The organism is Pseudomonas sp. IT-P258, assembly GCF_949767825.1.
In the GTDB taxonomy this organism is placed as follows: domain Bacteria; phylum Pseudomonadota; class Gammaproteobacteria; order Pseudomonadales; family Pseudomonadaceae; genus Aquipseudomonas; species Aquipseudomonas monachiensis.
The window spans coordinates 511,758-534,865 of the sequence record NZ_CATKPU010000043.1; the positions used below are offsets into that span (position 1 = coordinate 511,758).

The window sequence follows — 23,108 nt, forward strand, 5'->3', positions numbered from 1 at the left end:
CATGTCTATCGACCGAGATAAACCTCGATCACCCGCTCGTTATCCTGCACTTGTTCCAGCGACCCTTCGGCCAACACGCCGCCTTGATGCAACACGGTGACGTGATCGGCAATCGAACCGACGAAGCTCATGTCGTGCTCCACCACCATCAGTGAGTGCTTGCCGGCCAGGCTCTTGAACAGCTCGGCGGTGAACTCGGTTTCGGCGTCGGTCATGCCCGCCACCGGCTCATCGAGCAGCAGCAATTGCGGGTCCTGCATCAGCAACATGCCGATCTCCAGGAACTGCTTCTGACCGTGGGACAGTAAACCGGCGGGGCGGTTGACCGATGGGGTCAGGCGAATGGTCTCGAGTACTTCGGCAATGCGGTCTTTTTGCTGGCCACTCAAATGTGCCCGCAGGCTGGCCCACACCGACTTGTCGGTTTTCTGCGCCAGCTCCAGGTTTTCAAACACGCTCAGCGCTTCGAACACCGTCGGTTTCTGGAACTTGCGACCAATGCCGGCCTGTGCGATCTGCACTTCGCTCATTTGCGTCAGGTCCAGGGTTTCGCCGAACCAGGCCTTGCCGTGGCTGGGCCGGGTCTTGCCAGTGATCACGTCCATCAGGGTGGTCTTGCCTGCGCCGTTGGGGCCGATGATGCAACGCAGTTCGCCGACGCCGATGTACAGGTTCAGATTGTTCAGGGCGCGGAAGCCGTCGAAGCTGACACTGATGTCTTCCAGGGTCAGGATGGTGCCGTGGCGCGTATTCAGGCCTTTACCGGCACGCTGACCAAGACCGATGGCATCGCGGCTGCTGCCGGCGTCGCGGTTGGGTTCCAGGGGTGGAAAGAACGCCGGTTCGAGCATGAATTCAGCGGTTGCAGTGACTCTCATTGCTCACCTCTTTTCTTCAACAGACCGATTACGCCCTTGGGCAAGTACAGGGTCACGACGATGAACAGCGCGCCGAGGAAGAACAGCCAGTACTCGGGAAACGCCACGGTGAACCAGCTCTTCATACCGTTGACCACGCCGGCACCGAGCAACGGACCAATCAAGGTGCCACGCCCACCCAGTGCCACCCAGACGGCCGCTTCGATCGAGTTGGTGGGCGACATTTCACTCGGGTTGATGATCCCCACTTGCGGCACGTACAGCGCACCGGCCAGGCCGCACAACACTGCGCTCAACACCCACACGAACAACTTAAAGCCACGCGGATCGTAGCCGCAGAACATCAGGCGATTTTCCGCATCGCGCAGCGCGGTCAGTACCCGACCGAACTTGCTTTGCGCCAGGCGCCAGCCGATGTACAGGCTCGCCACCAGCAACAGCACCGTGGCGAAAAACAACACGGCGCGGGTACCCGGTTCGGTGATGCCGAAGCCAAGAATGGTGCGGAAGTTGGTGAAGCCGTTGTTGCCGCCGAAGCCGGTTTCGTTGCGGAAGAACAACAACATGCCGGCGAAGGTCAGGGCCTGGGTCATGATCGAGAAATACACGCCCTTGATCCGCGAGCGGAAGGCGAAGAAGCCGAACACCAACGCCAGCAGCCCCGGCGCCAATACCACCAGGCACAGGGTCCAGAGGAAGCTGCTGGTGCCGGTCCAGAACCATGGCATTTCGGTCCACGACAGGAAGGTCATGAACGCCGGCAAACCATCGCCCGAGGCCTGGCGCATCAGGTACATGCCCATGGCATAGCCGCCGAGGGCGAAGAACAGGCCGTGGCCCAAGGACAGCAGGCCTGCGTATCCCCACACCAGATCGAGCGCCAGGGCGACGATGGCGTAGCAAAGGATCTTGCCCACCAGCGTCAGCGTATAGGCGGAAACATGCAGCGTACTGTCCGGCGTTAACAACGACAGCAGTGGTAACGCCAGCAGCAAAACGAGGATCACCGCGCCGATGGCAATCGTGACTTTGGGGCCGGCCTTTTGTGTAGCCTTGAGCATCAGGGGCTGGTTCATCAGTCGATCACCCGTCCTTTGAGTGCGAAGAGGCCTTGCGGACGTTTCTGGATGAACAGAATGATCAGCGCGAGGATGAGGATCTTGCCGAGCACGGCACCGATCTGCGGTTCCAGAATCTTGTTGGCGATGCCCAGGCCGAACGCAGCAAAAACACTACCGGCCAACTGCCCGACACCGCCGAGCACCACCACCAGGAACGAGTCGATGATGTAGCTCTGGCCGAGGTCCGGGCCGACGTTGCCGATCTGGCTCAGGGCCACGCCACCGAGACCGGCGATGCCCGAGCCGAGGCCGAAGGCGAGCATGTCCACGCGCCCGGTCGGTACTCCGCAGCAGGCGGCCATGTTGCGGTTCTGGGTGACGGCGCGAACATTCAGGCCGAGGCGAGTCTTGTTCAGCAGCAGCCAGGTCAGCACCACCACAAACAACGCAAAGGCAATGATGACGATGCGGTTGTACGGCAGCACAAGGTTCGGCAGCACTTGAATGCCGCCCGACAACCAGGCCGGGTTGGCCACTTCGACGTTCTGCGCGCCGAACACCAGGCGAACCAGTTGAATCAGCATCAGGCTGATGCCCCAGGTGGCGAGCAGGGTTTCCAGCGGACGGCCGTAGAGGTGGCGAATCACCGTGCGCTCCAGCGCCATGCCGATGGCCGCGGTGACGAAAAACGCCACCGGCAGCGCGATCAGTGGATAGAACTCGATGGCCTGCGGCGCGAAGCGCTGGAACATCAGTTGCACCACATAGGTCGAGTAGGCGCCGAGCATCAGCATCTCGCCGTGGGCCATGTTGATCACGCCGAGCAGGCCGAAGGTGATCGCAAGCCCCAATGCCGCGAGCAGCAGGATCGAGCCAAGGGACATGCCGCTGAAGGCCTGGCCGAGCATCTCGCCGACCAGCAGTTTGCGTTTGACTTGAGCGAGGCTGGTTTCGGCCGCAGTGCGTACATCGGCATCAGCCTCAACGCCAGGATCGAGCAAGCCTTCGAGGCGTGTGCGGGCTAGCGGATCACCGGTTTCGCCGAGCAAGCGCACAGCGGCGAGGCGCACGGCCGGATCGCTGTCGACCAGTTGCAGATTGGCCAGGGCCAGGCTGAGGGCGGCATGAACGCTCTCGTCCTTTTCGCCCGCCAGTTGCTGATCGAGGAATTTCAATTGCGCCGGCTTGGCGCTTTTTTGCAATTGCCGCGCGGCGGCCAGACGGAGTTTGGCGTCGGCGGCGAGCAACTGATGACTGGCCAGGGCTGTGTCGATGAGACCCCGCAGGCGGTTGTTCAGGCGCAGGTTTTTTGGCTGGCCGTCGACGGTCAATTCGCCGAGTTGCAGGGCGTTGATCAGTTCGATACGGGCCGGATCGGGTTGCGCGGCCCAGATTTCCAGCAGCCGGGCTTGCTGCACGGGATTGGCGGCGACGAAGTCTTCGGCGTCACCGGCGTGGGTGGCCATCGGCAGCAAGAGCGCGATCGCCAGAAGAAATCGGTACAGGGCAGTGGGCATAGAGAGTCGCCTTGCTCGGACTAAATGTGGGAGCGGGCTTGCTCGCGAAAGCGGTGTGTCAGTCACATAAATGTTGGATGTGCCGCCGTCTTCGCGAGCAAGCCCGCTCCCACAGGGAGTTGTGTTGGGCCTGAACTACCGTCAGGCCCAGTGGCTTAGTTACTCTTCACCGCATACTCCGGCTTCTTGTCGTTGCCCGGGATGAACGGGCTCCACGGCTGGGCGCGGATCGGCCCTTCGGTCTGCCACACCACGTTGAACTGACCGTCAGACTGGATCTCGCCGATCATCACCGGCTTGTGCAGGTGGTGATTGGTCTTGTCCATGGTCAGGGTGTAGCCGGACGGCGCGGCAAAGGTCTGGCCGGCCAGGGCTTCGCGGACTTTGTCGACGTCGGTGGACTTGGCTTTTTCCGCCGCTTGCGCCCACATGTGGATGCCGACGTAGGTGGCTTCCATCGGGTCGTTGGTCACCGCCTTGTCGGCGCCCGGCAGGTTGTGTTTCTTCGCATAGGCTTTCCAGTCATCGACGAACTTCTTGTTCACCGGGTTCTCGACCGATTCGAAGTAGTTCCACGCCGCCAGGTTGCCCACCAGTGGCTTGGTGTCGATGCCGCGCAGTTCTTCTTCGCCAACCGAGAACGCCACGACCGGAACGTCGGTGGCCTTCAGGCCCTGGTTGGCCAGCTCTTTATAGAACGGCACGTTGGAGTCACCGTTGACGGTGGAGATAACCGCCGTCTTGCCGCCCGCCGAGAACTTCTTGATGTTGGCGACGATGGTCTGGTAGTCGCTGTGACCGAACGGGGTGTAGACCTCTTCGATGTCCTTGTCGGCCACGCCTTTGGAGTGCAGGAACGAACGCAGGATCTTGTTGGTGGTGCGCGGGTAGACGTAGTCGGTGCCGAGCAGGAAGTAGCGCTTGGCGCTGCCGCCTTCTTCGCTCATCAGGTATTCAACGGCGGGGATCGCCTGCTGGTTCGGCGCTGCGCCGGTGTAGAAGACGTTCGGCGACATTTCTTCGCCTTCGTATTGCACCGGGTAGAACAACAAGCCGTTGAGTTCTTCGAACACCGGCAGTACCGATTTGCGCGACACGGAAGTCCAGCAACCAAACACCACGGCGACCTTGTCCTGGGTCAGCAACTGACGACCCTTCTCGGCGAACAGCGGCCAGTTCGATGCAGGGTCGACCACCACCGGCTCGAGCATCTTGCCGTTCACGCCGCCCTTGGCGTTGATCTCGTCGATGGTCATCAGCGCCATGTCTTTGAGCGACGTTTCGGAGATCGCCATGGTTCCGGACAACGAATGCAGAATACCGACCTTGATGGTCTCGGCCGCCTGGACAGTCCAGGTCATGCCCATCGCGGCAATGGATGCCGAGAGTGTGAAAGCCTTGATCAAACTGCGACGCTTCATTGTGCGATCTCCATGAACTTATGAGTTTTCTTGGTTGGCAGATGCGGACTACTGAAGGTGTGTTTTGCAAGGGCTGTGCCCGGTCGGCAAAAGGCAGGGGAATGTCGTTTTAGAGCGGTTGCGCGGTTTGAGGGCGCACCATGAAGGAACGAGGTCGGGGCCGTGGTGCGAGGAGGTGCGTCATTGTGGTGCTGCCGCATGGCGGCAGTTGCGGGACAATGGTGGTCAGTTCACGCCGGGCCAGGAATCCACATACTTGATGGTGAAGTCAGGGTAGGAGTCAACGATCTGGATCTTGTAGTCGGGGTACTGGTCGACAATCTCCCATTTACCGACGGAGTCGGGCCACTGAGTGACCTTCTGGACTTTCAGATCAGGCCAGCTGTCGTCAATTTTCACCTTGTAGTCAGGGTAAGAATTGACGAACTGAATCTTGCCGTAAATTTTCGAAACATCGACCGTGGTGTCAGCCAGCACGGTGCCGGTGCCGAAAGCCAACAACGAGAGAACAAACGATTTCAACATGGAACTCATCCTGAGATTATGCGGACTCGCAGTCTAAGGGCAGATCATCGACGGCGCATCAAATCGATAAAAAACAGACGCCATCGCGAGTGGCCCGCTCCCACAGGACTCAACGATGGCGTATCAGCGTCGTAAACGGGGACCGTCAGCTTTTAATGCAAGTTTCAAAGCCATGCCCGCCACCCTCGTACTCCGGACCGTAGTAGTACTTGGTGAATGAAGCTTTTCCGTCAGGGGTTGTAGCGAGTTTCGCAATCCCGACGCCGTAATCCTTGAGCGACGGATCCGTATGGGCAAAGTAAATCGCCAGGGAACTCAAGTTGGCGGCAGCAAATCCTTCATATCGGGAGTTGTCGAGCAACGTCAGCGTAAAACCGTAGGCACCGTGTTCGCCGGTACTTTGTTCGGCATTGAGCTTCATCTCGACAACACCTTCAAACGCACCGATATGACTGTCCATTCCGGTGCATTGATACCGACCGCTGTAGTCAACGCCAGTAAAGGGTGGCTGCACTGCCCATGCGGGCGCTGAAACAAGTGCAATGGATGCGATGAACTTCTTGAACATGTTTACCTCTTTCCGCTCTTGTAAGAATTGTGGCGATTAAGTTGTAGGAATAATCGTCATTGAAGTGCGCGAGCGTTTTATGGGGGAGCTCGCGAGTGCGGAGTATGAACATGATGGTGTACTTGTTAAGTGTTAACTCAATACGAGTTTTTTCCAAGCGTAAATGCAGTTCTGAAATTTTTTAATTAACCATGACGTTAACGACGTCGCATCAGGCCGATGAAGAACAACCCGCCAATTGCTGCGGTGGCAATACCGATAGGCAAGTCTTCGGGGGCGATCAGTGTCCGGGCGGCAACGTCGACCCAAACCAGAAACACGCTGCCGAGCAACACGCACACCGGCAGCAATCTTCGGTGTTCAGCCCCGACCAGGCGCCGCGCAATGTGCGGCACCATCAGCCCGACAAAACCGATCGAGCCGCTGATCGACACCAGCACCCCGGTCATCAATGACGCAATCAGAAACACTCGCAGGCGCACGGTGCGCGCATTCAGGCCCAGGGTCACCGCCGTTTGCTCGCCGGCCATCAGCGCATTCAGTGGTCGCGCCATGCCCAGCAATAACATCAACCCAAGCAACACACTGGCGGTCGGTACCGCCAGCAGCTCCCAGCGAGCCAACCCGAGCCCGCCGAGCATCCAGAACATCACCGCCGAACTGGCTCGATGGTCGCCCAAGAACAACAGCAGATTGGCAATCGCCATCATCACGAACGATACCGCCACGCCACACAGCAGCAAGCGGTCACTGTCGAGGCGACCATGACGACTGGCGATCATCAGCACCACCAGCATGCTCAGTAATGCACCGATGAATGCCGCGATCGGCAAGGTCAGCAGGCCAACGATTTCGCCCACATGCAACACCACGATGACTGCGCCCAAGGTCGCGCCGGACGTGACGCCGAGCAGGTGCGGGTCGGCCAAAGGGTTGCGTGTGACCGCTTGCAGCACCGCGCCGATCAGCGCCAGGCCGGCGCCCACCAGCGCGCCGAGCAGCATGCGCGGCACACGAATCAGCCAGACGATATGTTCCTGTCCGGGGTTCCAGTCCGGCACACCGACACCGAGCAGCTTGTGCAACAGGATGCGCCACACCACATCCAGCGGCACCCGCGCCGGGCCGAAACCCAGGGACACCACGCACGACACCAGCAACAGGGTGCCGAGGGCAATCAGCAACAGGGCGTAGCGACGGTTAATCATTCGCCGTGGAAACCCTTGGCCAGGGTGGCGACCGCCAGTACGTTATCGATCCCGGGCGTGGCCTGCACGTAAGGGATGACGATGAAGCGCCGGTGCTTGATCGCGTCCACCGATTGCAGGGCCTTGTTGCCCAGCAGGAATTGAATCTTCTGCTCGGCAGTGACTTCGCTGTAGTCGACGATCACGATCACCTGCGGGTTGCGTTCGACCACGGTTTCCCAATTGACCCGGGTCCAGCTCGCTTCGACATCCTCCAGGATATTGCGCCCGCCAGCGGCATCGATCAGCGCTTGTGGCATGCCCAGTCGCCCCGAGGTCATGGCCCGGTCTTCGCCGCTGTCGTACAGGAACACCCGCGGTGTTTGCGCGGGCAGGTCTTTGCGAATATTCGCGACTTGCGCCTGCATGTTCGCGATCAGGGCATTGGCGCGGTCCTGCACGTCGAAGATTCTGCCGAGGTTGCGCAGGTCGTTGTAGGTGTCTTCGAGGCTGGCCGGCGGGCGCTTCATCACGAAGGCACAGGATTCGCTCAGCTCATACACATTGATGCCCAGCGGTTGCAGGGTTTGTGGCGTGAGGTCGCCGCCGATGCGCATGCCGTAGTCCCAGCCGGCGAAGAAGAAATCGACGTTGGCATTGAGCAGGGTTTCCACTGACGGGTACTTGGCCGCCAGTTCCGGCAGGCCTTCGAGAATGCCCTGCATCTCGGGCGTCACGGCCTTCCAGCCACTGATGCCGCTGTAACCGGCCATCTGCGACTTGAGGCCGAGGGCGAGCATCATCTGGGTCATGTTGATGTCGTGGCTCAGGGCGTGTTGCGGTGCCTGCTTGAAGGTCACCTCGCGGTTGCAGCTTTTGATTGTCAGCGGGTAACGGGTGGCTTCGGCCAATGCCTGGGCGCTGCCCAGCAGCATCACGAGTGGGAGGCAGGAGCGCAGCAGGGAACGCAAAGTCATGGTTGGGTTATCCAGGTGATTCGTGGGTAGCCGTGCAGTGGATGTTCATCGATCAGCGCTTGGACGCCGAACACATTGCGCAGCAACGCAACCGTCAGGACGTCTTTCGGTGTGCCGCTGGCGACGATACGACCATGGTTGATCACGTACAGCCGATCACAAAAAGCCGCCGCCAGATTGAGGTCGTGGATGCTCGCCAGGGTGCCGATATTCAGGCGTTTGACCAACTGCAGCAGCTCAAGCTGATAACGCGGATCGAGGTGGTTGGTCGGCTCGTCAAGGATCAGCAGTTGTGGTTGCTGGGCCAGGGCGCGGGCGAGGATGACCCGCTGCTTTTCACCTCCGGAGAGGGTGGCGAACCCGTGGTCTTCGAAGCCATTGAGGCCGACGGACTCCAGGGCCTGATTGATCAGGTCGCGGTCTTCAAGGGTATCGCCATCAAACAAGCTTTTGTGCGGCGTGCGGCCCATGGCGACCACTTCCTCGACGGTGAGGCCGAACGCATCAGGGAACTCCTGCAGCACTACGGCGATGCGTTGCGCGCACCAGCGTGAGGATTGTTTCCAGACGTTCTGGTGATCGAGCCTGACTTCGCCGCTTTCCGGTTTACTGAAGCGCCAGGCACACCGCAACAGGCTGGTCTTGCCACTGCCGTTGGGGCCGATCAGCCCGACGAACTCACCGGCGGCCACGTGTAGCGAGGCATCACGCAGCTGGAATTGATGGTGGCAATGGCCGTGACCCAGAGGGGACCAGGTGAGGTTTGTGAGGTTCAGCGAGGTCATGCAGTGGCTCTTGAGGTGATGCTGATGGCCCCTTCGCGGGCAAGCCCGCTCCCACAGGTATTGCGCAAATCCTGTGGGAGCGAGCTTGCTCGCGATGGGGCTGAGGTGATGCGCGGGGAGTTTACAGTGCCTTTCGCCCCGCGCATCTCGCCTGTTTCATGATGAAGATGAGGCGCTCTCAGTCTGCCGGGTGAAACGTGACAGCAGCACGCGATCGAACACCCATACCACCACCAGCGAAGCGCCCACCATCGGGAAGGCTACCGCCAGGGCGAACATGATCACCATCGCGGTTTTCCATTTCGGCAGGTCGTGGCGTAGCGGCGGCACGCCGAGTTTTCCTTGCGGGCGGCGCTTCCACCAGATCACCACGCCGCTGACCGCGCTGAGCAAAATCATCAAACAGATCAGCAACACGACGATCTGGTTGAACACGCCGAACATCTTGCCTTCGTGCAACATCACGCCGATTTCCGTGGCGCGGGCGACGCTGCCGTATTGCTCGAAACGTACATCGGCCAGGACCTTGCCGGTGTACTGATCGATGTGCAGCGTGGCGTCATTGCGCGGGTCGTCGGCGAATACGGCGATGGTGAACACGCCGGTTGCAGTGGTCGGCAGGGTGATGCTGTAGCCCGGTTCGACCTTGCGCTCGCTGGCAATGTTTTGTACGTCCTGCAGGCGGATGGTCGGCGATGCCGGACCGGCCGCTGCGCTGTCGTGGGCCATGTGCCCGGCATGGTCGCCGGACATCGGCATCGGCGTGTTTTCCATGGCCCACGGCACGGTCTGGCGGGTGGCGGTGTTGAGGCTGCGCGCCTCGACGTCGGACTTCGGCACGTCATCCCACATGGCTGCCGGGAACACGTTCCACACTTCGGCGTACTGCTTGCCCCAGAAGCCGGTCCAGGTCATGCCGCTGAGCAACATCACCAGCAGCAGGGACGCGCCCCAGAATCCGGTGACCGCGTGCAGGTCACGCCACAATATGCGACCACGACTGTTCAGGCGCGGCCACAAAATGCCTGCCGCCTGACCGCGCGGCCACCACAGGAAAATGCCGGACACCACCAGCACCACGCCCCAACCGGCGGCCAGTTCGATCAGTCGGTCGCCAACGGTGCCGATCATCAGCTCACCGTGAATCGACCGGGCAATGGCTTGCAGGTTCTTCTTGGCGTCTTGTTCGCCGAGGATGTCACCGTGGTACGGATCGACGAAAACGTTCAGCTCCTTGTCATCGTTGAGTACGACAAACTGCGCGCTGCGCTCGGCGTTGACCGGCGGCAGGTATTGGGTGACCTGGCCTTGTGGATAAGCCATTTTCACCCGTGTCAGCAGGTCGTCGGCCGAGACGGTGTGATGACCGGCCGGAACCTTGAGCAGGCTGCTGTACATCAGCGAGTCGAGCTGCGGTTTGAACAGGTAGACGGTGCCGGTCAGGGCCAGCATCACCATGAATGGCGCAACGAATAATCCGGCATAGAAATGCCAGCGCCAGGCCAGGTTGTAGAAATTCACTTTGGGCTGTTTCATCACGTGTGCTCCGCTTGGCTGGATCTTTTTTAGTTGTTTGTTTTGCGGTTGCTGTGCAACCGATCGCGAGCAGGCTCGTTCCCCTGTAGGAGCGAGCTTGCTCGCGAAGCTTTTAGAAACTCATATCCACCTTGGTCCAGAGCGTTCGCCCCGGCTCCTTGATGGCTTGCGGGTCATTGGCCGGATAGCCGAAACCGGCGTTGCCGGCCAGATTCAAGTGCTCGGCGTAAGCCTTGCCGAACAGGTTGTCGACGCCGCTGCTGACCTTCCAGTTGCTGTTGATCCGATAGGCACCGTTGAGGGAGAACACGCCGAAGCCCGGCGTTTTGCCGAAGTCCTTGCCGACCACGTTGCCCTTGTTCTGGTCGATGCGGTTTTGCGCGGCAACCACTCTCCACAGTGCGCCGGCGCTCCAGTTGTCTTCGCTGTAGGTCAGGCCGAAACGGGCATCCAGCGGCGGCATTTGTGGCAATGCACTGCCATCGCTGCTGTTCTTGCCCCAGGCGTAGGCCAGGGTCGCGTCGGCTTTCCAGTTGTCGGTGAGGTTGTAGGCGGCGCCCAGTTCACCGCCCATGATTCGCGCGTCGATGTTTTCGGCTTGCGAGGTCGTACCCATCATCGTCGGGGTGTAGTTGAACAGGATGTAATCGCGCACCTGCCCGACATAAGCCGATGCCCAGGCTTCGAGGTCTTCGGTCTTGTATTGCAGGCCGAAATCGAGCTGGGTGGTTTTTTCCGGCTTGATCGAATCGAAGGCATTGACCGAACCGGCGGGGCCGGACTTGGGTGAAAACAGCTCCCAGTAATCCGGGAATCGCTGGGTGTGACCGAGGCCGGCATACAAGGTGGTCGGGCTGTCGGCCAGGTCATGCTCGTAGCGGATGAAACCGCTGGGCAGGGTATCGGCGCGGGTGTCGTCGGCGGTCGGATTCGGGCGGGTCATCATGCCCGAGCCGATGGTCTGCCGAAAATCCTTGGCCGAGGCACGGTCCAGGCGTGCGCCGCTGATCAGGCGGTCACGGTCGGCGGCGTACCAGGTCAGTTCGCCGAACACGCCGTAGTTATGGAAGTCGGCATCCTTGGTGTACGGCAGGTCCTTGTAGGTGTCGACACCCATGGCGCCGCGCTGGCGATGCTCGTTGGTCTGCGCGTCGATGCCGCTGATCAGTTGTACATCGGCCCAGCGCCAGGTGCCCTTGACCCGTGCGCCGAGGGTGCGGCGGTCGACGTTGGAGGCCATGGGCCCGGACATCATTCCGGTACCGGACGGCGTGCGCAGGGTGTAGTTGTCCATCACGTGGTCGGCGTAGTTGTAGTAGATCTGCGCCTCGACCTTGTCCAGAACCTCGCCGATGTTGGACTGCTCGAAGCGCAATCCGAGGCTCTCGCGCAGGAACTGCGAGCCGTCCATGCCGCGCCCGGCGTAGCGGGCTTCACCATCGCCACGGCCGGCGGTCAGTTCCAGCAAAGTGTCGGTATTCGGCGTCCAGCCGATGGCCACGTCGCCGTTCCATTTGTCATAGCGCGACGCCACGGTGTCGTTGTTGCCGTCCTGGTAGTCGTCGGAGTGCGCGGTGTTGCCGATGACCCGCACATAACCCGACTGACCTCCGGCTGCGGCGTCCACCAGTTTGTCGAAGCGACCGTAGGAGCCGGCCAACACGCTGGCGTTGACCCGCGTGCCGAGTTCGCCGAAGTGCTCCGGCTCGCGATCGAACAGGATGGTCCCGGCCGAAGAACCCGGCCCCCACAGCACGGTTTGCGGGCCTTTGATCACGGTGAGTCTGTCGTAGGTTTCCGGCGAGATGTAGGAAGTCGGAGCGTCCATCCGGCCCGGGCAGGCGCCGAGCATCATGCTGCCGTTGGTGAGGATGTTCAGCCGCGAGCCGAACATGCCGCGCAGCACCGGGTCACCATTGGTGCCGCCATTGCGCACCATGGCAAAGCCGGGGATGGTCTTCAGGTAATCGGCGCCGTCGCTGGCCGGCACCGGTTGGCGCGGGTCCTTGGGGTTGGTGACGATGGTCAAGGGCGAGCTGGGCGCCACGGCGGTAATCACCGTCGGGCTCAACTCTTCACTATGACCGGCGTGATCATTGGCCAGCGCAGAAGGCGCCAGCAAAGCACCGCACAGGATGGCGGTGGCGTGCCTGAAACGAACGCCGGATTCGTTCAGGGCATAAGAGGCTTGGGCAGGGCTCAAGCACGGGACAGCGGAAAACCTGGACATGACAATTTCCATCGAACAGTCGTAAACGACACGGCCGGCAGCCTGAAGCTGTCCCTGTGGGAGCGGGCTTGCTCCGGGCGGCGTTCCGACGAAAGCGGTGCGCCAGACAACATCAACGTTGACTGACACTCCCTCTTCGCGAGCAAGCCCGCTCCCACAGGTTGCGTTGGCTGTCTTGCGGGCCGTGTGAAATCAGAAGTGAGTGTTTACGCGACGATGGGCGGGGCGCGGGTGCGGGCGCCGGGGAAGAAGGTTTGCCGGGCATGGCCCAGGCGCACAGAGGGTGTAGTGAAGGTGTTGACGGGCGGGATGACGAAGTTGGCGAAAGACACGCCACCGGTCAGTGCCGGGCAATTGAACAGCAGGCTGCAATAGCCGCACTTTTCCCACAGCACATGGTGCCCGGGGGCTGGCGGGCAATGCTCGGCGTTGGCTTGCGTGGCATGGTCGGCATGCTCCATTGCCGACATGTCCATCGGCATGTCCATGCTCATACCCGCAGGCATGGTCATCGACATGGCGCGCGAATCCATCGGCATCGACTGGGAAATCAGTGGACCGATAAAGATCATCAACATGGCGAACAGGCTGATCCAGCTGCCGCGTGTCAGGCTCAATGCCTGATTGCGTGACCTGGATGACCTGGCGCTAAGCGGGCGCATGGGCGTATTCAGCGCGGGTGGTTATTGCGCGTGCTTGTGTTCTTGCATGGCGTCCGGCGCCTGTTTCTGCACCGCGACTTCGACTGTCACGTCACCGGACTTTTCGAAGTGCAGCGTCATGGGGAAGCGCTTGCCGTCAGTGAGCAGGCTGCGGTCCTTGAGGTTCAGCAACATCACGTGATAGGCCATTGGTGCGAAGGTGACCTCGCCACCGGCGGGCACTTCCACGCTCGGTACGTGCTGCATTTTCATCATGTCGCCTTGCATCACGTGCTCATGCAGTTGCGCTTCGCCCGCAATGGGGGTGTCGACGCTGAGCAGGCGGTCGGCGGTCTGGCCTTGATTGTCGATCACGAAATACGCCGCAACGGTGGGCGCATTGGGTGGCAACTCCTGGGACCACGGATGCGCGATTTCCAGTTCGCCGACCTTGTATTCGTGTGCATTGGCAAAACAGGCAGGCAGCAGTAACGCAGCCAGAACGATGAGTTTGTTCAACATGGCAGTTCTCCGGAACGATTTAAAACGCAGTCAATTGCGAGAAAAAATCACACCAGAGGGGACGCGCGGGGGTTGAGACTCGGCCATTGCTGGCGCGGTGACGGGCTGTCGAGGGCGGTGGCGGGCAGGCTTCGGTTGGATTCGAAGTGCGCGAAATACAGCTGCGGCGAATGCCCCGGCAACGCCACCAATGGCGCAGAACCGGAGCAACACCAGCAATGCTGCATGTTGGAATGATCGTCGTTTTGCGGGGCTTTCTGTTCAAGGTCACCGATGGAAATCGCCACCATCCTGGCGCCGCTGGAGCTGCAGAAACTGCCCCACAACAACTGCTCGGCAGGTGAATTAGCCGTTTTTGCCATCGCTCCGGACATCGGCATGGCGAGCATGTTGAACAGCACTGCGAAGCAGGCTATCCAGGCAATTGCGAGCCGTTGTCGGGACATGGGACAAAATCCGTTTGGGTGGGCGATCAGGCGCGGGCTATTTAGCCTGATCAGGGCCGATAAGTAAAAAGGCGACGTGCGGTTTGGTGTCGCAGAGCCATCCTTTCGTAGCCTTCATAATAGTCGTGAATTTCAAAGCGTCAGTAGTGCTGGAGCTTTGTTCAGAATCCGCCGGACTATAGGGTGGAGACCTGGAGTAGATAATCCGTGTACTCCGAAGGTGTCGTAGGAAAAGTCCCGGCGGACGGGGGATCAGGAGCCGTCGAAGAGCGACAGGGTCGTCAGGATTTCTGTCACACCCTCAAACTCCCGATCAACTCCCGGCAACACCGGCCGCTTCAAGACAATCACCGGTACCCCACGCTCACGCGCCACTTCCAGCTTCGGCTCGGTCGCCGTGCTGCCGCTGTTCTTGCTGATCAGCACGTCGATGTTTCGCCGTTCGAATAACTCACGTTCATCGTCGATCAGGAAGGGCCCACGTGCGCCGATCACTTCGCAGCGCTCGTTGCCCGGGTACACGTCCAGTGCGCGCAGGGTCCAGAATTGCTCCGCAGGAATTTCGTTCAGGTGTTGCAGGGGCTCGCGACCGAGGGTGAACAGCGGTCGACGGAAGGGCTTCAGGGCATCGATCAGTCCGGCCCAATCGCTGACTTCCCGCCAGTCATCACTCGCCTGGGCTTGCCAGGCCGGACGGCGCAGCGCCCAGCAGGGAATGCCGCTCAAGCGCGCGGCGGTCGCGGCGTTCTGGCTGATACTGGCGGCGTAGGGGTGAGTGGCGTCGAGCAGCAGATCGATGCCTTCATCGCGAATGAATTGCGCCAGGCCTTCGGCACCGCCGTAGCCGCCGACGCGCACCTGGCATTGCAGATCGGTCGGCACCCGACCGACACCGGCCAGGCTGTAGATATGCTGCGGTCCCAGCGTGCGGGCAATCGCCATGGCTTCGGTCACGCCGCCGAGCAACAGGATGCGTTTCATTGAAATGCTCCGGCATGGCCAACGATCCCGCCCTGGCGATCGATGGCGAAGACTTCCACCTGAACCTGCGCCGGCACGACGCTACGGGCAAAGTCCAGGGCGTGCTGACAGACTGCATCACCCAGGGCGACCCCGGCTGCGGCGGCCATGGCCAGCGCCTGCTGGCTGGTATTGGCCTCGCGGATGTTTTGCTGCAACGCCGCATCGGCGCCGACCTGTGCTGCCCATAACGCCAGTTGCGGCAGGTCGATGCTCGAATGACGGCTGTGCAGATCCATGTGCCCGGCCGCCAGTTTGCTGATCTTGCCGAAACCACCGCACAGGCTGAGTTTATCCACCGGTACTTTGCGCAGGTGCTTGAGCACGGCACCGACGAAGTCGCCCATTTCGATCAAAGCGATTTCCGGAAGGTTGTAGACCCGGCGCATGGTGTCTTCGCTTGCATTGCCGGTGCAGGCGGCAATATGCAGGTAACCGTTGGTTTTCGCCACGTCGATGCCCTGATGGATCGAGGCGATGTAGGCCGCGCAGGAAAACGGCCGGACGATGCCGCTGGTGCCGAGGATCGACAGGCCGCCAAGAATGCCAAGGCGCGGGTTCATGGTTTTCAGTGCCAGTGCTTCGCCGTTCTCGACATTGACCGTGACCTCGAAACCACCGCTATAGCCGAGTTCGTCGGCCAGTCGGACCAGGTGTTCGCTGATCATTTTTCGTGGCACCGGGTTGATCGCGGGCTCGCCGACACCCAGCACCAGCCCGGGCCGGGTCACGGTGCCGACGCCGCGACCGGCCTTGAAGCGTGTCCCCGGTTCGGCGCTCAGGCGCACCTGGGAGTAGAGCAGGGCACCGTGGGTCACGTCCGGATCGTCACCAGCATCCTTGAGAGTTCCCGCTTCGGCGCCGTCCTCGGTGAGGCGGCAGAACTCCAGGCGCATCTGAACCTGCTTGCCTTTGGGCAATACGATTTCCACCGCATCGGCCTCTGTGCCAGCCAGCAGCAGGCGCGCGGCGGCGAGGCTGGTGGCCGTGGCGCAGCTGCCGGTGGTCAGGCCACTGCGCAGGGGGGCGGGTTGTTCGGCTGTTTCGTCACGCATCGAAGGGTTTCGTCACATCCAGCAAGGTAATCGGCAAGGCCTGGCGCCAAGTGTCGAAGTCACCCAGAGGTTGTGCTTGCGCGATATGAATGCGGGTCAACTCCCCGCCGTGTTGCTCGCGCCAGGCCATCAGGGTCATTTCACTTTGCAGGGTGACAGCGTTGGCAATCAACCGGCCTCCGGGTTTGAGTTCGGCCCAGCAGGTATCAAGCACGCCTTCTCGGGTGACGCCGCCCCCAATGAAAATCGCATCCGGTCGCTCCAGGCCGGCCAAGGCCTGTGGCGCATTGCCGCGAACCAGTTGCAGGCCGGGAACACCGAGGGCATCGCGGTTGTGTTCGATCAACCCTTGTCGGCCTTCATCGGCCTCGATGGCCAGTGCGCGGCAAGCGGGGTGGGCGCGCATCCATTCGATGCCGATCGAGCCACTGCCGGCGCCAACATCCCACAACAATTCGCCGGGGATGGGCGCCAGGCGCGCGAGGGTGATGGCGCGTACATCGCGCTTGGTCAGTTGGCCGTCGTGTTTGAAGGCAGAGTCCGGCAGGCCGGCCAGTCGCGACAGGCGCAGTGTGTTCGGCTCGGCGATGCACTCGATGGCGATCAGGTTCAGGTCGGCGATCAAAGGATCGCTCCAGTCATTGGCGATACCGTCGACACGCCGCTCGGCTTCACCGCCCAAATGTTCGAGCACGGTTATCCGGCTCGGACCGAAACCACGTTCACGCAGCAGTGCGGCGATGGCGGTGGGGCTGCCGCCGTCGTTACTCAACACCAGCAAGCGCACGCCGCTGAACAGTTGCGCGTTGAGTGCGGCGACGGGGCGGGCAACCACCGACAACGTGACCACTTCCTGCAAGGGCCAACCCATTCGCGCCGCAGCCAGCGAGCAGGAGGACGGCGCGGGAAGCGTTAGCATTTCGGCCGAGGGAAGTTGCCGGGCGAGGCTGGCGCCGACGCCGAAGAACATCGGGTCACCACTGGCCAGCACGCAGACGGGCTCGCCACGCCTGGTCAAAACCGCTTCAAGGGTAAAAGGGCTTGGCCACAATTGCCGTTCCCCACGGATGCAGGCTGGCAGCAGATCCAGCTGCCGTTGACCGCCTATGATTCGCGAAGCGTTCAGCAGGGCATGCCGGGCATTTTTTCCAAGCCCCTTGAAGCCGTCCTCTCCGATGCCTACTACTGTCAGCCAGGGGGTCATGCTGTTCCTCATCTCTCAATCGAAGCCAACTCGCGGTGCCGGTCTGTGACGGGCGGGCGGTTGCGCATCATACCGCGGTGCGGCATTCGCCTGTTGTCATTGGGTGAAAGCGCGCTTTTTACATTGATGGCAGTTTCAAGTGTCAGGATACTCAAACGGATGATCGTTTTCGCAGGTCGAATCTCTTCATGGTGATCTCATGAAGCTTTTTTTCAATCAGCGATCTTTTACTGTCGAGTTTGTGTTTGTCCAGTTTAAGGCTAGCCCGTCGCTGGATGATTTGTGCATCCTGGTCTTCCCAGTCCCAGAACAGGAAACTGCTTTCTCTTGTGTGCGTTACCAATTCAAGATTAAAGACAGCTATCTCGAGAACCCCCCTCGAATTGTACCGTGCAGGTATTACCTGAAAGCTTTCTCCCATAAGGCTTTCTTCATCCAGTGAAAACATTGCCGGTTTGTCGGGCTTCAGCGCGTCGAGCGTGTCAATCATGGCATTCCCTTGTCGGGAGTCCTTCATGCCTTGAGCACTTTGGACCAGGAAGTCCGCAATGCTGTGGGAAATGACGCTGCGAGTGCGGGTGAAAATCGCGTCTTCAAAGACAGACCAACCTATGAAGTCCAACGTATTTACATATTCATTTAGCCACTTTGAAGGATCAGCAAAGCGGCTGCAAAGCATGTCCGCGGACTTTGTGGCTATCTGCGTGCACTGGCTCAGGTTTTCGTAATCTTGTAGTGAGAATTCACCTATATGTGAAGTAAGGCTGTTTCCAGTTAGCATTCCGGCTGTTTTGTTTGTGGCCATATGTTGCTCCTGATATTTGGCTGTAACGCATATTTGTTGTCGTTACTTGAAAGTTAAAAAGTACAGGAGTCGATAGGCGGTTGAAATAAGAGTGGGTTGTGAAGTTGATTCTTGTTGTTAGTGTTCTGTGTCAGGCACGAGCAAGTTCGCCTCCCGCGTCAGACGAAAAATCCGCCGCCGGGTCCAAGCGCTTTTCGTCGTCCAGCTGCCCGGACTTTTCATCCTGCCATGCAAAGCAGGCATAATGCTGCCCTTCGTCTCGTTCCGGTCATCCAGTGAATTCTCGTCAGCAATCCAAGCCCTTACGCCCTTCGGCCTGTCCCGGATTGCTGCGTATCGTCCAGGCGTTGGACGGCGGTATTTGCCGAATCAAACTCAACAGTGGTTCCATCCGTGCACAGCAGGCCGTCGCGGTGGCCGATGCAGCCGAGCGATATGCCGGTGGCGTGATCGAAGCGACCAACCGCGCCAACTTGCAGATCCGTGGAATCGGCAGCGAACAGGCAGCCGTGATCGACTGCCTGCTAGCCGCAGGATTGGGGCCGAGCAATGCGGCGGGCGACGATGTGCGCAATCTGATGCTCAGCCCCGCTGCCGGGTTCGATCGGTTGATGCTGTTCGATACCCGTGCGTTGGCCGAGCGGATTTTGGCCACGGTGCAAGAGCACGAACGCTTTCACGATCTCAGTGCCAAGTTCGCCGTGCAACTCGATGGCGGCGAGGCCTTGGCGATGCTTGAACATCCCCACGACCTGTGGCTCGCGGCCTTTGAGCAAAACGGTGAGCGACGCCTGGCGTTTGGTCTGGCCGGATGCCCGACTGACTCACCGGCAGGATCGGTTGCGCTCGACGATGGCCATGACCTGGTCGTCGCGGTGCTTGAGTTGTTCCTCGAATTGGCACGCCCCGAGCAGACGCGGATGCGTCATTTGCTGACCGAGTATTCGCTCGAGCACTTTATGCTTCAGCTGGACGAGCGTGTATCGATGCAGACGGTTGTCGATTGGCAGCGGATTTCGCGTGGCAGTGATTTGCACATTGGCGCACATCCCCAGGCCGAGTCCGGTGTCGTCTACGTAGGGGCCGTCCCGCCATTGGGGCGGCTCGACCCGACGATGCTGCGCGGTGTGGCACAAGTGGCATGCGAGCTCGGTGATTCAAGCTTGCGCTTCACTCCCTGGCAAAGTCTGCTGGTGCCCAATGTCCGCACGGAAAATGCCGCCGAGGTCATTCGGCAATTGCAGTCTCTTGGCTTGCAGTGCGAAGCCGATCAGCCATTGTCCCGACTGATCGCCTGCACCGGCTCAAACGGTTGCGCTAAAGGTCTGGCCGAGACCAAGGGCGATGCCCTGCAACTGGCGGCGCTGCTGCACCGCCATGGACCGGCACTGAACATACACCTGAGCGGTTGCCCGCGTTCCTGCGCCGCCGCACATATCGCACCTGTCACGTTGCTGGCCGTCGCCCCCGGCCACTACGATCTCTATTTTCGCGATGCAGCGCAGCCGGGTTTCGGCGCGCTGCACGCACGCAACCTTACTATTGAAGCGGTCGCGACCTTGCTCGACGCCCGCTCACGGAGCCCCCTTGATGCTTGATTACATCCGCGACGGTCAGGAGATCTATCGCAACTCCTTCGCGATCATTCGCGCCGAGGCCAACCTCGACCGAATCCCGGCCGATCTGGAGAAACTCGCGGTCCGTGTGATTCACGCCTGCGGCATGGTCGATGCCATCGACGGCTTGCAGTTTTCCGAAGGGGCAGGCAAGGCCGGGCGTGATGCGCTGGCGGCCGGCGCGCCGATTCTATGCGATGCGCGGATGGTCTCCGAAGGCGTTACCCGCGCGCGGTTGCCGGCGAACAATGCGGTGATCTGCACCTTGCGCGATGAGAGCGTTCCAGAGCTTGCCCGTGAATTGGGCAATACCCGCTCAGCCGCTGCACTGGAGCTATGGCGTCCGCATCTCGAAGGCAGCGTGGTAGTGATTGGCAACGCACCGACGGCGCTGTTCTATCTGCTGGAAATGCTCGACGCCGGCGCGCCGAAACCGGCGTTGATCCTAGGTTTTCCAGTAGGCTTCGTTGGCGCCGCCGAATCCAAGGCTGCGCTGGCGGCCGACAGCCGTGGCGTGCCTTTTGTCATCATGCAAGGTCGCCTGGGCGGAAGCGCCATGGCCGCCGCCGCTGTCAATGCCCTCGCCACGGAGATCGAATAATGCAGCAACCTGGACGTTTGATCGGCCTCGGCGTCGGCCCTGGTGATCCGGAACTGATTACCGTCAAGGCCCTGCGCTTGCTGCGCGAGTCGCCGGTAGTGGCGTACTTCGTGGCCAAGGGCAAGAAGGGCAACGCCTTCGGCATCATCGAGGCGCATCTGCAGGAAGCACAGAATCTGCTGCCACTGGTGTACCCGGTGACCACCGAAGCCTTGCCGGCGCCGCTGTCCTATGAGCAAGTGATCAGCGACTTCTACGATGACGCGGCCACAGAACTGGCCGCGCATCTCGATGCGGGCCGCGACGTGGCGGTGATCTGCGAGGGCGATCCGTTCTTCTACGGCTCCTACATGTACCTGCACGACCGGCTCGCCCAGCGCTATCAGGCCGAAGTCGTGCCCGGCGTATGCTCGATGCTCGGCGGAGCCTCAGTGCTCGGTGCGCCGCTGGTGTATCGCAATCAGAGCCTGTCGGTGTTGTCCGGTGTATTGCCGCACGATGAACTCAAGCGTCGCCTGGCCGATGCCGATGCCGCGGTGATCATGAAGCTGGGGCGCAATTTTCCCAAGGTTCGCCAGGTGCTGGAAGAACTCGGTCTGGCCGAGCGCGCGTTGTACGTCGAGCGCGCGACCATGGCCAATCAGAAGATCGTGCCGCTGGATCAGGTCGAGCCGATGTCTTCGCCGTATTTCTCGTTGATCATCGTTCCCGGCGAAAGGTGGCAAGGCTGATGACCCGTCCAGTTCCGGCAATTGTCATTCTCGGCAATGGCAGCCTCGCTACCGCACGCAGCATTCAGCAGGTGTATCCCGACGCCCTGATCCACGGCCTGGCCGAACGGGTCGAAGGCGCGGATCGGGTCTATCACGAATTCGGTGCGACCCTGCGCGAGCTCTATCAACAGGGTGAACCGATCATTGCCCTGTGCGCGGCCGGGATCGTGATCCGCACGCTGGCGCCCTTGCTGCTGGAAAAAGGCGCCGAACCACCGGTATTGGCAGTGGCCGAAGACGGCAGCGCCGTGGTTCCACTGTTGGGTGGTCTTGGCGGAGTAAACGTGATGGCGCGGGAGATTGCCGCCACGCTGGAAGTCGCGGCGGCGATCACCACCAGCGGCGAGTTGCGTTTCGGCACGTGCCTGCTCAACCCGCCCAGTGGTTATGCCCTTGGCGACCTGGAACTGGGCAAGCGTTTCGTTTCCGATTTGCTCGCCGGCGAAACCGTGCGTATCGAAGGCGAGGCGCCGTGGCTGCCGCAGGCGCAATTGCCTGAAGATGTGCAGGCCCGACTGGCGGTGCATGTCAGTCATGCCGAGCGCGAGCCCGCTGCCAATGAATTGCTGATTTATCCGCGCAACGTGGTGGTGGCTGTCAGTGCTGGGGTGAGCAACGTCGCGACGACGGTTCGCGAGGCGTTGCATCAAGAAAAAATCGCCACGCAATCGCTGGCCTGCCTGCTGGCCGCCGACACCGAAATGGCCGACCCGGCGTTACATGAATCAGCGCTGGAACTCGGTGTGCCATTGCGCTTTACCCGCGCAGAGAGCGTGGTTGGCGAATGTCTGCGCACGGCCATCGACCAACCCGTTTCCATCCTTGGCGATGACACCGTTGCCATCGCAGTGGCAGAGCAGCCGCTGGACCCGTTACAGATCGGCCGCCCGCGTGGGCGTCTGGCGGTGATCGGCCTCGGGCCGGGCGCTGCCGAACTGATGGTGCCGGCGGTGAAGGCCGAACTGGCCCGCGCAACCGACGTGCTGGGTTACGAAACCTACGTGCGCATGGCCGGTCCGTTCCGTGCCGATCAGGTGCAGCATTGCACGGACAACCGCGAAGAAATGCAACGCGCCCGCCACGCCTTCGAACTGGCGGCCCAGGGGCGCTCGGTGGTGGTGGTGTCGTCGGGCGATCCGGGCGTCTTCGCCATGGCAGCGGCGGTGCTGGAAGCGCTTCACGAATCTACCGATGCCAGTTGGCACAACGTCGATCTGGAGATGCTGCCGGGAGTCTCGGCCTCACTGGCGACGGCTGCGCAGGCCGGTGCGCCGTTGGGGCATGACTTCTGCGTGTTGTCGCTGTCGGACAACCTCAAGCCTTGGTCGATCATCGAAAAACGCCTGGACCTGGCCGCGCAAGCCGATCTGGCGCTGGCGTTCTACAACCCGATTTCGCGTTCGCGGCCGTGGCAGTTGGGCCTGGCGTTGGATATTGTCGCCCGGCATCGTGTGCCTGAAACGCCGGTGGTGCTGGGACGCGATATTGGTCGTCCAGGCCAGACCTTGCGCGTAACAACGCTCGGTCAGTTGACTCCCGAGCAGGTCGATATGCGCACCATGGTGCTGGTGGGATCGTCTACCACCCGGGTATTCCCTCGCACGGACGGCCGCTCCTGGGTTTATACGCCTCGCAGTTATGGCGATAAACTTACTCCAATTCCTCAGTAAGTTACTTTTTACTATATAAACGCCTTGATCATGAGTCGCTGTTCATGATCAAGGCGTTTATTGGTGTGAC

General features: G+C 60.9%; 22 protein-coding genes. 4 read left to right on the top strand and 18 right to left on the bottom strand.

Going from position 1 to position 23,108, the window contains the following annotated elements; all coding sequences use genetic code 11:
- Window positions 1-5 precede the first annotated feature (5 nt).
- From urtD to ACM6G4_RS18260, 18 genes are all read right to left on the bottom strand, one after another.
- Complete coding sequence (gene urtD / locus ACM6G4_RS18175) at window positions 6-878, bottom strand: urea ABC transporter ATP-binding protein UrtD (protein ID WP_414914250.1); 873 nt, start codon at window positions 876-878, stop codon at window positions 6-8.
- The gene (gene urtC / locus ACM6G4_RS18180; RefSeq protein WP_056725344.1) at window positions 875-1,954 is read right to left on the bottom strand and encodes an urea ABC transporter permease subunit UrtC; all 1,080 of its coding nucleotides are present in this window, start codon (window positions 1,952-1,954) and stop codon (window positions 875-877) included. The genes urtD and urtC overlap by 4 nt, the downstream gene beginning before the upstream one ends.
- A complete protein-coding gene (gene urtB / locus ACM6G4_RS18185) occupies window positions 1,954-3,456 on the bottom strand; it encodes an urea ABC transporter permease subunit UrtB (protein WP_414914251.1) in 1,503 nt (500 codons plus the stop codon). Before urtB ends, urtC begins: the two co-directional genes overlap by 1 nt.
- A 155-nt stretch (window positions 3,457-3,611) precedes the next feature.
- Window positions 3,612-4,877 carry an urea ABC transporter substrate-binding protein gene (gene urtA / locus ACM6G4_RS18190; RefSeq protein ID WP_007996683.1) on the bottom strand — a complete coding sequence of 422 codons (1,266 nt, stop codon included), beginning with the start codon at window positions 4,875-4,877 and terminating at the stop codon, window positions 3,612-3,614.
- A gap of 225 nt (window positions 4,878-5,102) precedes the next feature.
- Window positions 5,103-5,402: a hypothetical protein gene (locus tag ACM6G4_RS18195; protein WP_414914252.1), complete on the bottom strand. Its 300-nt coding sequence runs from the start codon at window positions 5,400-5,402 to the stop codon at window positions 5,103-5,105.
- 145 nt (window positions 5,403-5,547) lie between these two features.
- Window positions 5,548-5,970, bottom strand: coding sequence for a hypothetical protein (locus tag ACM6G4_RS18200; protein ID WP_056725333.1), 423 nt, complete (start codon window positions 5,968-5,970; stop codon window positions 5,548-5,550).
- A 197-nt stretch (window positions 5,971-6,167) separates the two neighbouring features.
- A complete protein-coding gene (locus ACM6G4_RS18205) occupies window positions 6,168-7,178 on the bottom strand; it encodes a FecCD family ABC transporter permease (RefSeq protein WP_414914253.1) in 1,011 nt (336 codons plus the stop codon).
- A complete protein-coding gene (locus ACM6G4_RS18210) occupies window positions 7,175-8,134 on the bottom strand; it encodes an ABC transporter substrate-binding protein (RefSeq protein ID WP_414914254.1) in 960 nt (319 codons plus the stop codon). The genes ACM6G4_RS18205 and ACM6G4_RS18210 overlap by 4 nt, the downstream gene beginning before the upstream one ends.
- Complete coding sequence (locus tag ACM6G4_RS18215) at window positions 8,131-8,919, bottom strand: ABC transporter ATP-binding protein (protein WP_056725330.1); 789 nt, start codon at window positions 8,917-8,919, stop codon at window positions 8,131-8,133. Before ACM6G4_RS18215 ends, ACM6G4_RS18210 begins: the two co-directional genes overlap by 4 nt.
- A gap of 156 nt (window positions 8,920-9,075) precedes the next feature.
- Window positions 9,076-10,455 (bottom strand): PepSY-associated TM helix domain-containing protein, encoded by a 1,380-nt coding sequence (locus tag ACM6G4_RS18220; RefSeq protein ID WP_056725328.1) that lies wholly within the window; start codon window positions 10,453-10,455, stop codon window positions 9,076-9,078.
- A 112-nt stretch (window positions 10,456-10,567) separates the two neighbouring features.
- The gene (locus ACM6G4_RS18225) at window positions 10,568-12,685 is read right to left on the bottom strand and encodes a TonB-dependent copper receptor (protein ID WP_414914255.1); all 2,118 of its coding nucleotides are present in this window, start codon (window positions 12,683-12,685) and stop codon (window positions 10,568-10,570) included.
- A gap of 206 nt (window positions 12,686-12,891) precedes the next feature.
- Window positions 12,892-13,347: a DUF2946 domain-containing protein gene (locus tag ACM6G4_RS18230; RefSeq protein WP_056725324.1), complete on the bottom strand. Its 456-nt coding sequence runs from the start codon at window positions 13,345-13,347 to the stop codon at window positions 12,892-12,894.
- A 21-nt stretch (window positions 13,348-13,368) separates the two neighbouring features.
- Window positions 13,369-13,848: a copper chaperone PCu(A)C gene (locus ACM6G4_RS18235; protein ID WP_056725322.1), complete on the bottom strand. Its 480-nt coding sequence runs from the start codon at window positions 13,846-13,848 to the stop codon at window positions 13,369-13,371.
- A 47-nt stretch (window positions 13,849-13,895) separates the two neighbouring features.
- Window positions 13,896-14,294, bottom strand: coding sequence for a DUF2946 domain-containing protein (locus ACM6G4_RS18240; RefSeq protein ID WP_414914256.1), 399 nt, complete (start codon window positions 14,292-14,294; stop codon window positions 13,896-13,898).
- Window positions 14,295-14,546: 252 nt separating this feature from the next.
- Window positions 14,547-15,275, bottom strand: coding sequence for a cobalt-precorrin-6A reductase (locus ACM6G4_RS18245; RefSeq protein WP_409078588.1), 729 nt, complete (start codon window positions 15,273-15,275; stop codon window positions 14,547-14,549).
- Window positions 15,272-16,369, bottom strand: a complete 1,098-nt coding sequence (locus ACM6G4_RS18250; RefSeq protein ID WP_414914257.1) for a cobalt-precorrin-5B (C(1))-methyltransferase — start codon at window positions 16,367-16,369, stop codon at window positions 15,272-15,274. Before ACM6G4_RS18250 ends, ACM6G4_RS18245 begins: the two co-directional genes overlap by 4 nt.
- Entirely contained in the window at window positions 16,362-17,573 is a 1,212-nt protein-coding gene (gene cbiE, locus ACM6G4_RS18255) for a precorrin-6y C5,15-methyltransferase (decarboxylating) subunit CbiE (RefSeq protein ID WP_414914258.1), read from the bottom strand. The genes ACM6G4_RS18250 and cbiE overlap by 8 nt, the downstream gene beginning before the upstream one ends.
- A gap of 151 nt (window positions 17,574-17,724) precedes the next feature.
- Window positions 17,725-18,378 carry a hypothetical protein gene (locus tag ACM6G4_RS18260; RefSeq protein WP_414914259.1) on the bottom strand — a complete coding sequence of 218 codons (654 nt, stop codon included), beginning with the start codon at window positions 18,376-18,378 and terminating at the stop codon, window positions 17,725-17,727.
- 275 nt (window positions 18,379-18,653) lie between these two features.
- Here ACM6G4_RS18260 and cobG point away from each other — a divergent pair, with 275 nt between their 5' ends.
- From cobG to cobJ, 4 genes are read left to right on the top strand one after another with little or no spacing between them, the layout of a single operon-like run.
- A complete protein-coding gene (gene cobG / locus ACM6G4_RS18265; protein WP_414914260.1) occupies window positions 18,654-19,976 on the top strand; it encodes a precorrin-3B synthase in 1,323 nt (440 codons plus the stop codon).
- Window positions 19,969-20,595: a precorrin-8X methylmutase gene (locus ACM6G4_RS18270; protein WP_414914261.1), complete on the top strand. Its 627-nt coding sequence runs from the start codon at window positions 19,969-19,971 to the stop codon at window positions 20,593-20,595. The genes cobG and ACM6G4_RS18270 overlap by 8 nt, the downstream gene beginning before the upstream one ends.
- The gene (locus ACM6G4_RS18275; protein WP_409078592.1) at window positions 20,595-21,326 is read left to right on the top strand and encodes a precorrin-2 C(20)-methyltransferase; all 732 of its coding nucleotides are present in this window, start codon (window positions 20,595-20,597) and stop codon (window positions 21,324-21,326) included. The genes ACM6G4_RS18270 and ACM6G4_RS18275 overlap by 1 nt, the downstream gene beginning before the upstream one ends.
- Window positions 21,326-23,038, top strand: a complete 1,713-nt coding sequence (gene cobJ, locus ACM6G4_RS18280) for a precorrin-3B C(17)-methyltransferase (protein ID WP_414914262.1) — start codon at window positions 21,326-21,328, stop codon at window positions 23,036-23,038. The genes ACM6G4_RS18275 and cobJ overlap by 1 nt, the downstream gene beginning before the upstream one ends.
- Window positions 23,039-23,108: the final 70 nt, after the last annotated feature.

Excerpts from the sequence above, each read along its gene's own strand:
- ACM6G4_RS18260 (WP_414914259.1), bottom strand. The coding sequence starts at position 18,378 with ATGGCCACAAACAAAACAGCCGGAATGCTAACTGGAAACAGCCTTACT.
- ACM6G4_RS18275 (WP_409078592.1), top strand. The coding sequence starts at position 20,595 with ATGCAGCAACCTGGACGTTTGATCGGCCTCGGCGTCGGCCCTGGTGAT.
- urtC (WP_056725344.1), bottom strand. The coding sequence starts at position 1,954 with ATGAACCAGCCCCTGATGCTCAAGGCTACACAAAAGGCCGGCCCCAAA.
- cobJ (WP_414914262.1), top strand. The coding sequence starts at position 21,326 with ATGACCCGTCCAGTTCCGGCAATTGTCATTCTCGGCAATGGCAGCCTC.
- ACM6G4_RS18195 (WP_414914252.1), bottom strand. The coding sequence starts at position 5,402 with ATGTTGAAATCGTTTGTTCTCTCGTTGTTGGCTTTCGGCACCGGCACC.
- ACM6G4_RS18250 (WP_414914257.1), bottom strand. The coding sequence starts at position 16,369 with ATGCGTGACGAAACAGCCGAACAACCCGCCCCCCTGCGCAGTGGCCTG.
- ACM6G4_RS18245 (WP_409078588.1), bottom strand. The coding sequence starts at position 15,275 with ATGAAACGCATCCTGTTGCTCGGCGGCGTGACCGAAGCCATGGCGATT.
- ACM6G4_RS18235 (WP_056725322.1), bottom strand. The coding sequence starts at position 13,848 with ATGTTGAACAAACTCATCGTTCTGGCTGCGTTACTGCTGCCTGCCTGT.
- ACM6G4_RS18210 (WP_414914254.1), bottom strand. The coding sequence starts at position 8,134 with ATGACTTTGCGTTCCCTGCTGCGCTCCTGCCTCCCACTCGTGATGCTG.
- ACM6G4_RS18225 (WP_414914255.1), bottom strand. The coding sequence starts at position 12,685 with ATGTCCAGGTTTTCCGCTGTCCCGTGCTTGAGCCCTGCCCAAGCCTCT.
- urtB (WP_414914251.1), bottom strand. The coding sequence starts at position 3,456 with ATGCCCACTGCCCTGTACCGATTTCTTCTGGCGATCGCGCTCTTGCTG.
- cbiE (WP_414914258.1), bottom strand. The coding sequence starts at position 17,573 with ATGACCCCCTGGCTGACAGTAGTAGGCATCGGAGAGGACGGCTTCAAG.
- urtD (WP_414914250.1), bottom strand. The coding sequence starts at position 878 with ATGAGAGTCACTGCAACCGCTGAATTCATGCTCGAACCGGCGTTCTTT.
- ACM6G4_RS18215 (WP_056725330.1), bottom strand. The coding sequence starts at position 8,919 with ATGACCTCGCTGAACCTCACAAACCTCACCTGGTCCCCTCTGGGTCAC.
- urtA (WP_007996683.1), bottom strand. The coding sequence starts at position 4,877 with ATGAAGCGTCGCAGTTTGATCAAGGCTTTCACACTCTCGGCATCCATT.
- ACM6G4_RS18200 (WP_056725333.1), bottom strand. The coding sequence starts at position 5,970 with ATGTTCAAGAAGTTCATCGCATCCATTGCACTTGTTTCAGCGCCCGCA.
- ACM6G4_RS18205 (WP_414914253.1), bottom strand. The coding sequence starts at position 7,178 with ATGATTAACCGTCGCTACGCCCTGTTGCTGATTGCCCTCGGCACCCTG.
- ACM6G4_RS18230 (WP_056725324.1), bottom strand. The coding sequence starts at position 13,347 with ATGCGCCCGCTTAGCGCCAGGTCATCCAGGTCACGCAATCAGGCATTG.
- ACM6G4_RS18270 (WP_414914261.1), top strand. The coding sequence starts at position 19,969 with ATGCTTGATTACATCCGCGACGGTCAGGAGATCTATCGCAACTCCTTC.
- ACM6G4_RS18240 (WP_414914256.1), bottom strand. The coding sequence starts at position 14,294 with ATGTCCCGACAACGGCTCGCAATTGCCTGGATAGCCTGCTTCGCAGTG.
- ACM6G4_RS18220 (WP_056725328.1), bottom strand. The coding sequence starts at position 10,455 with ATGAAACAGCCCAAAGTGAATTTCTACAACCTGGCCTGGCGCTGGCAT.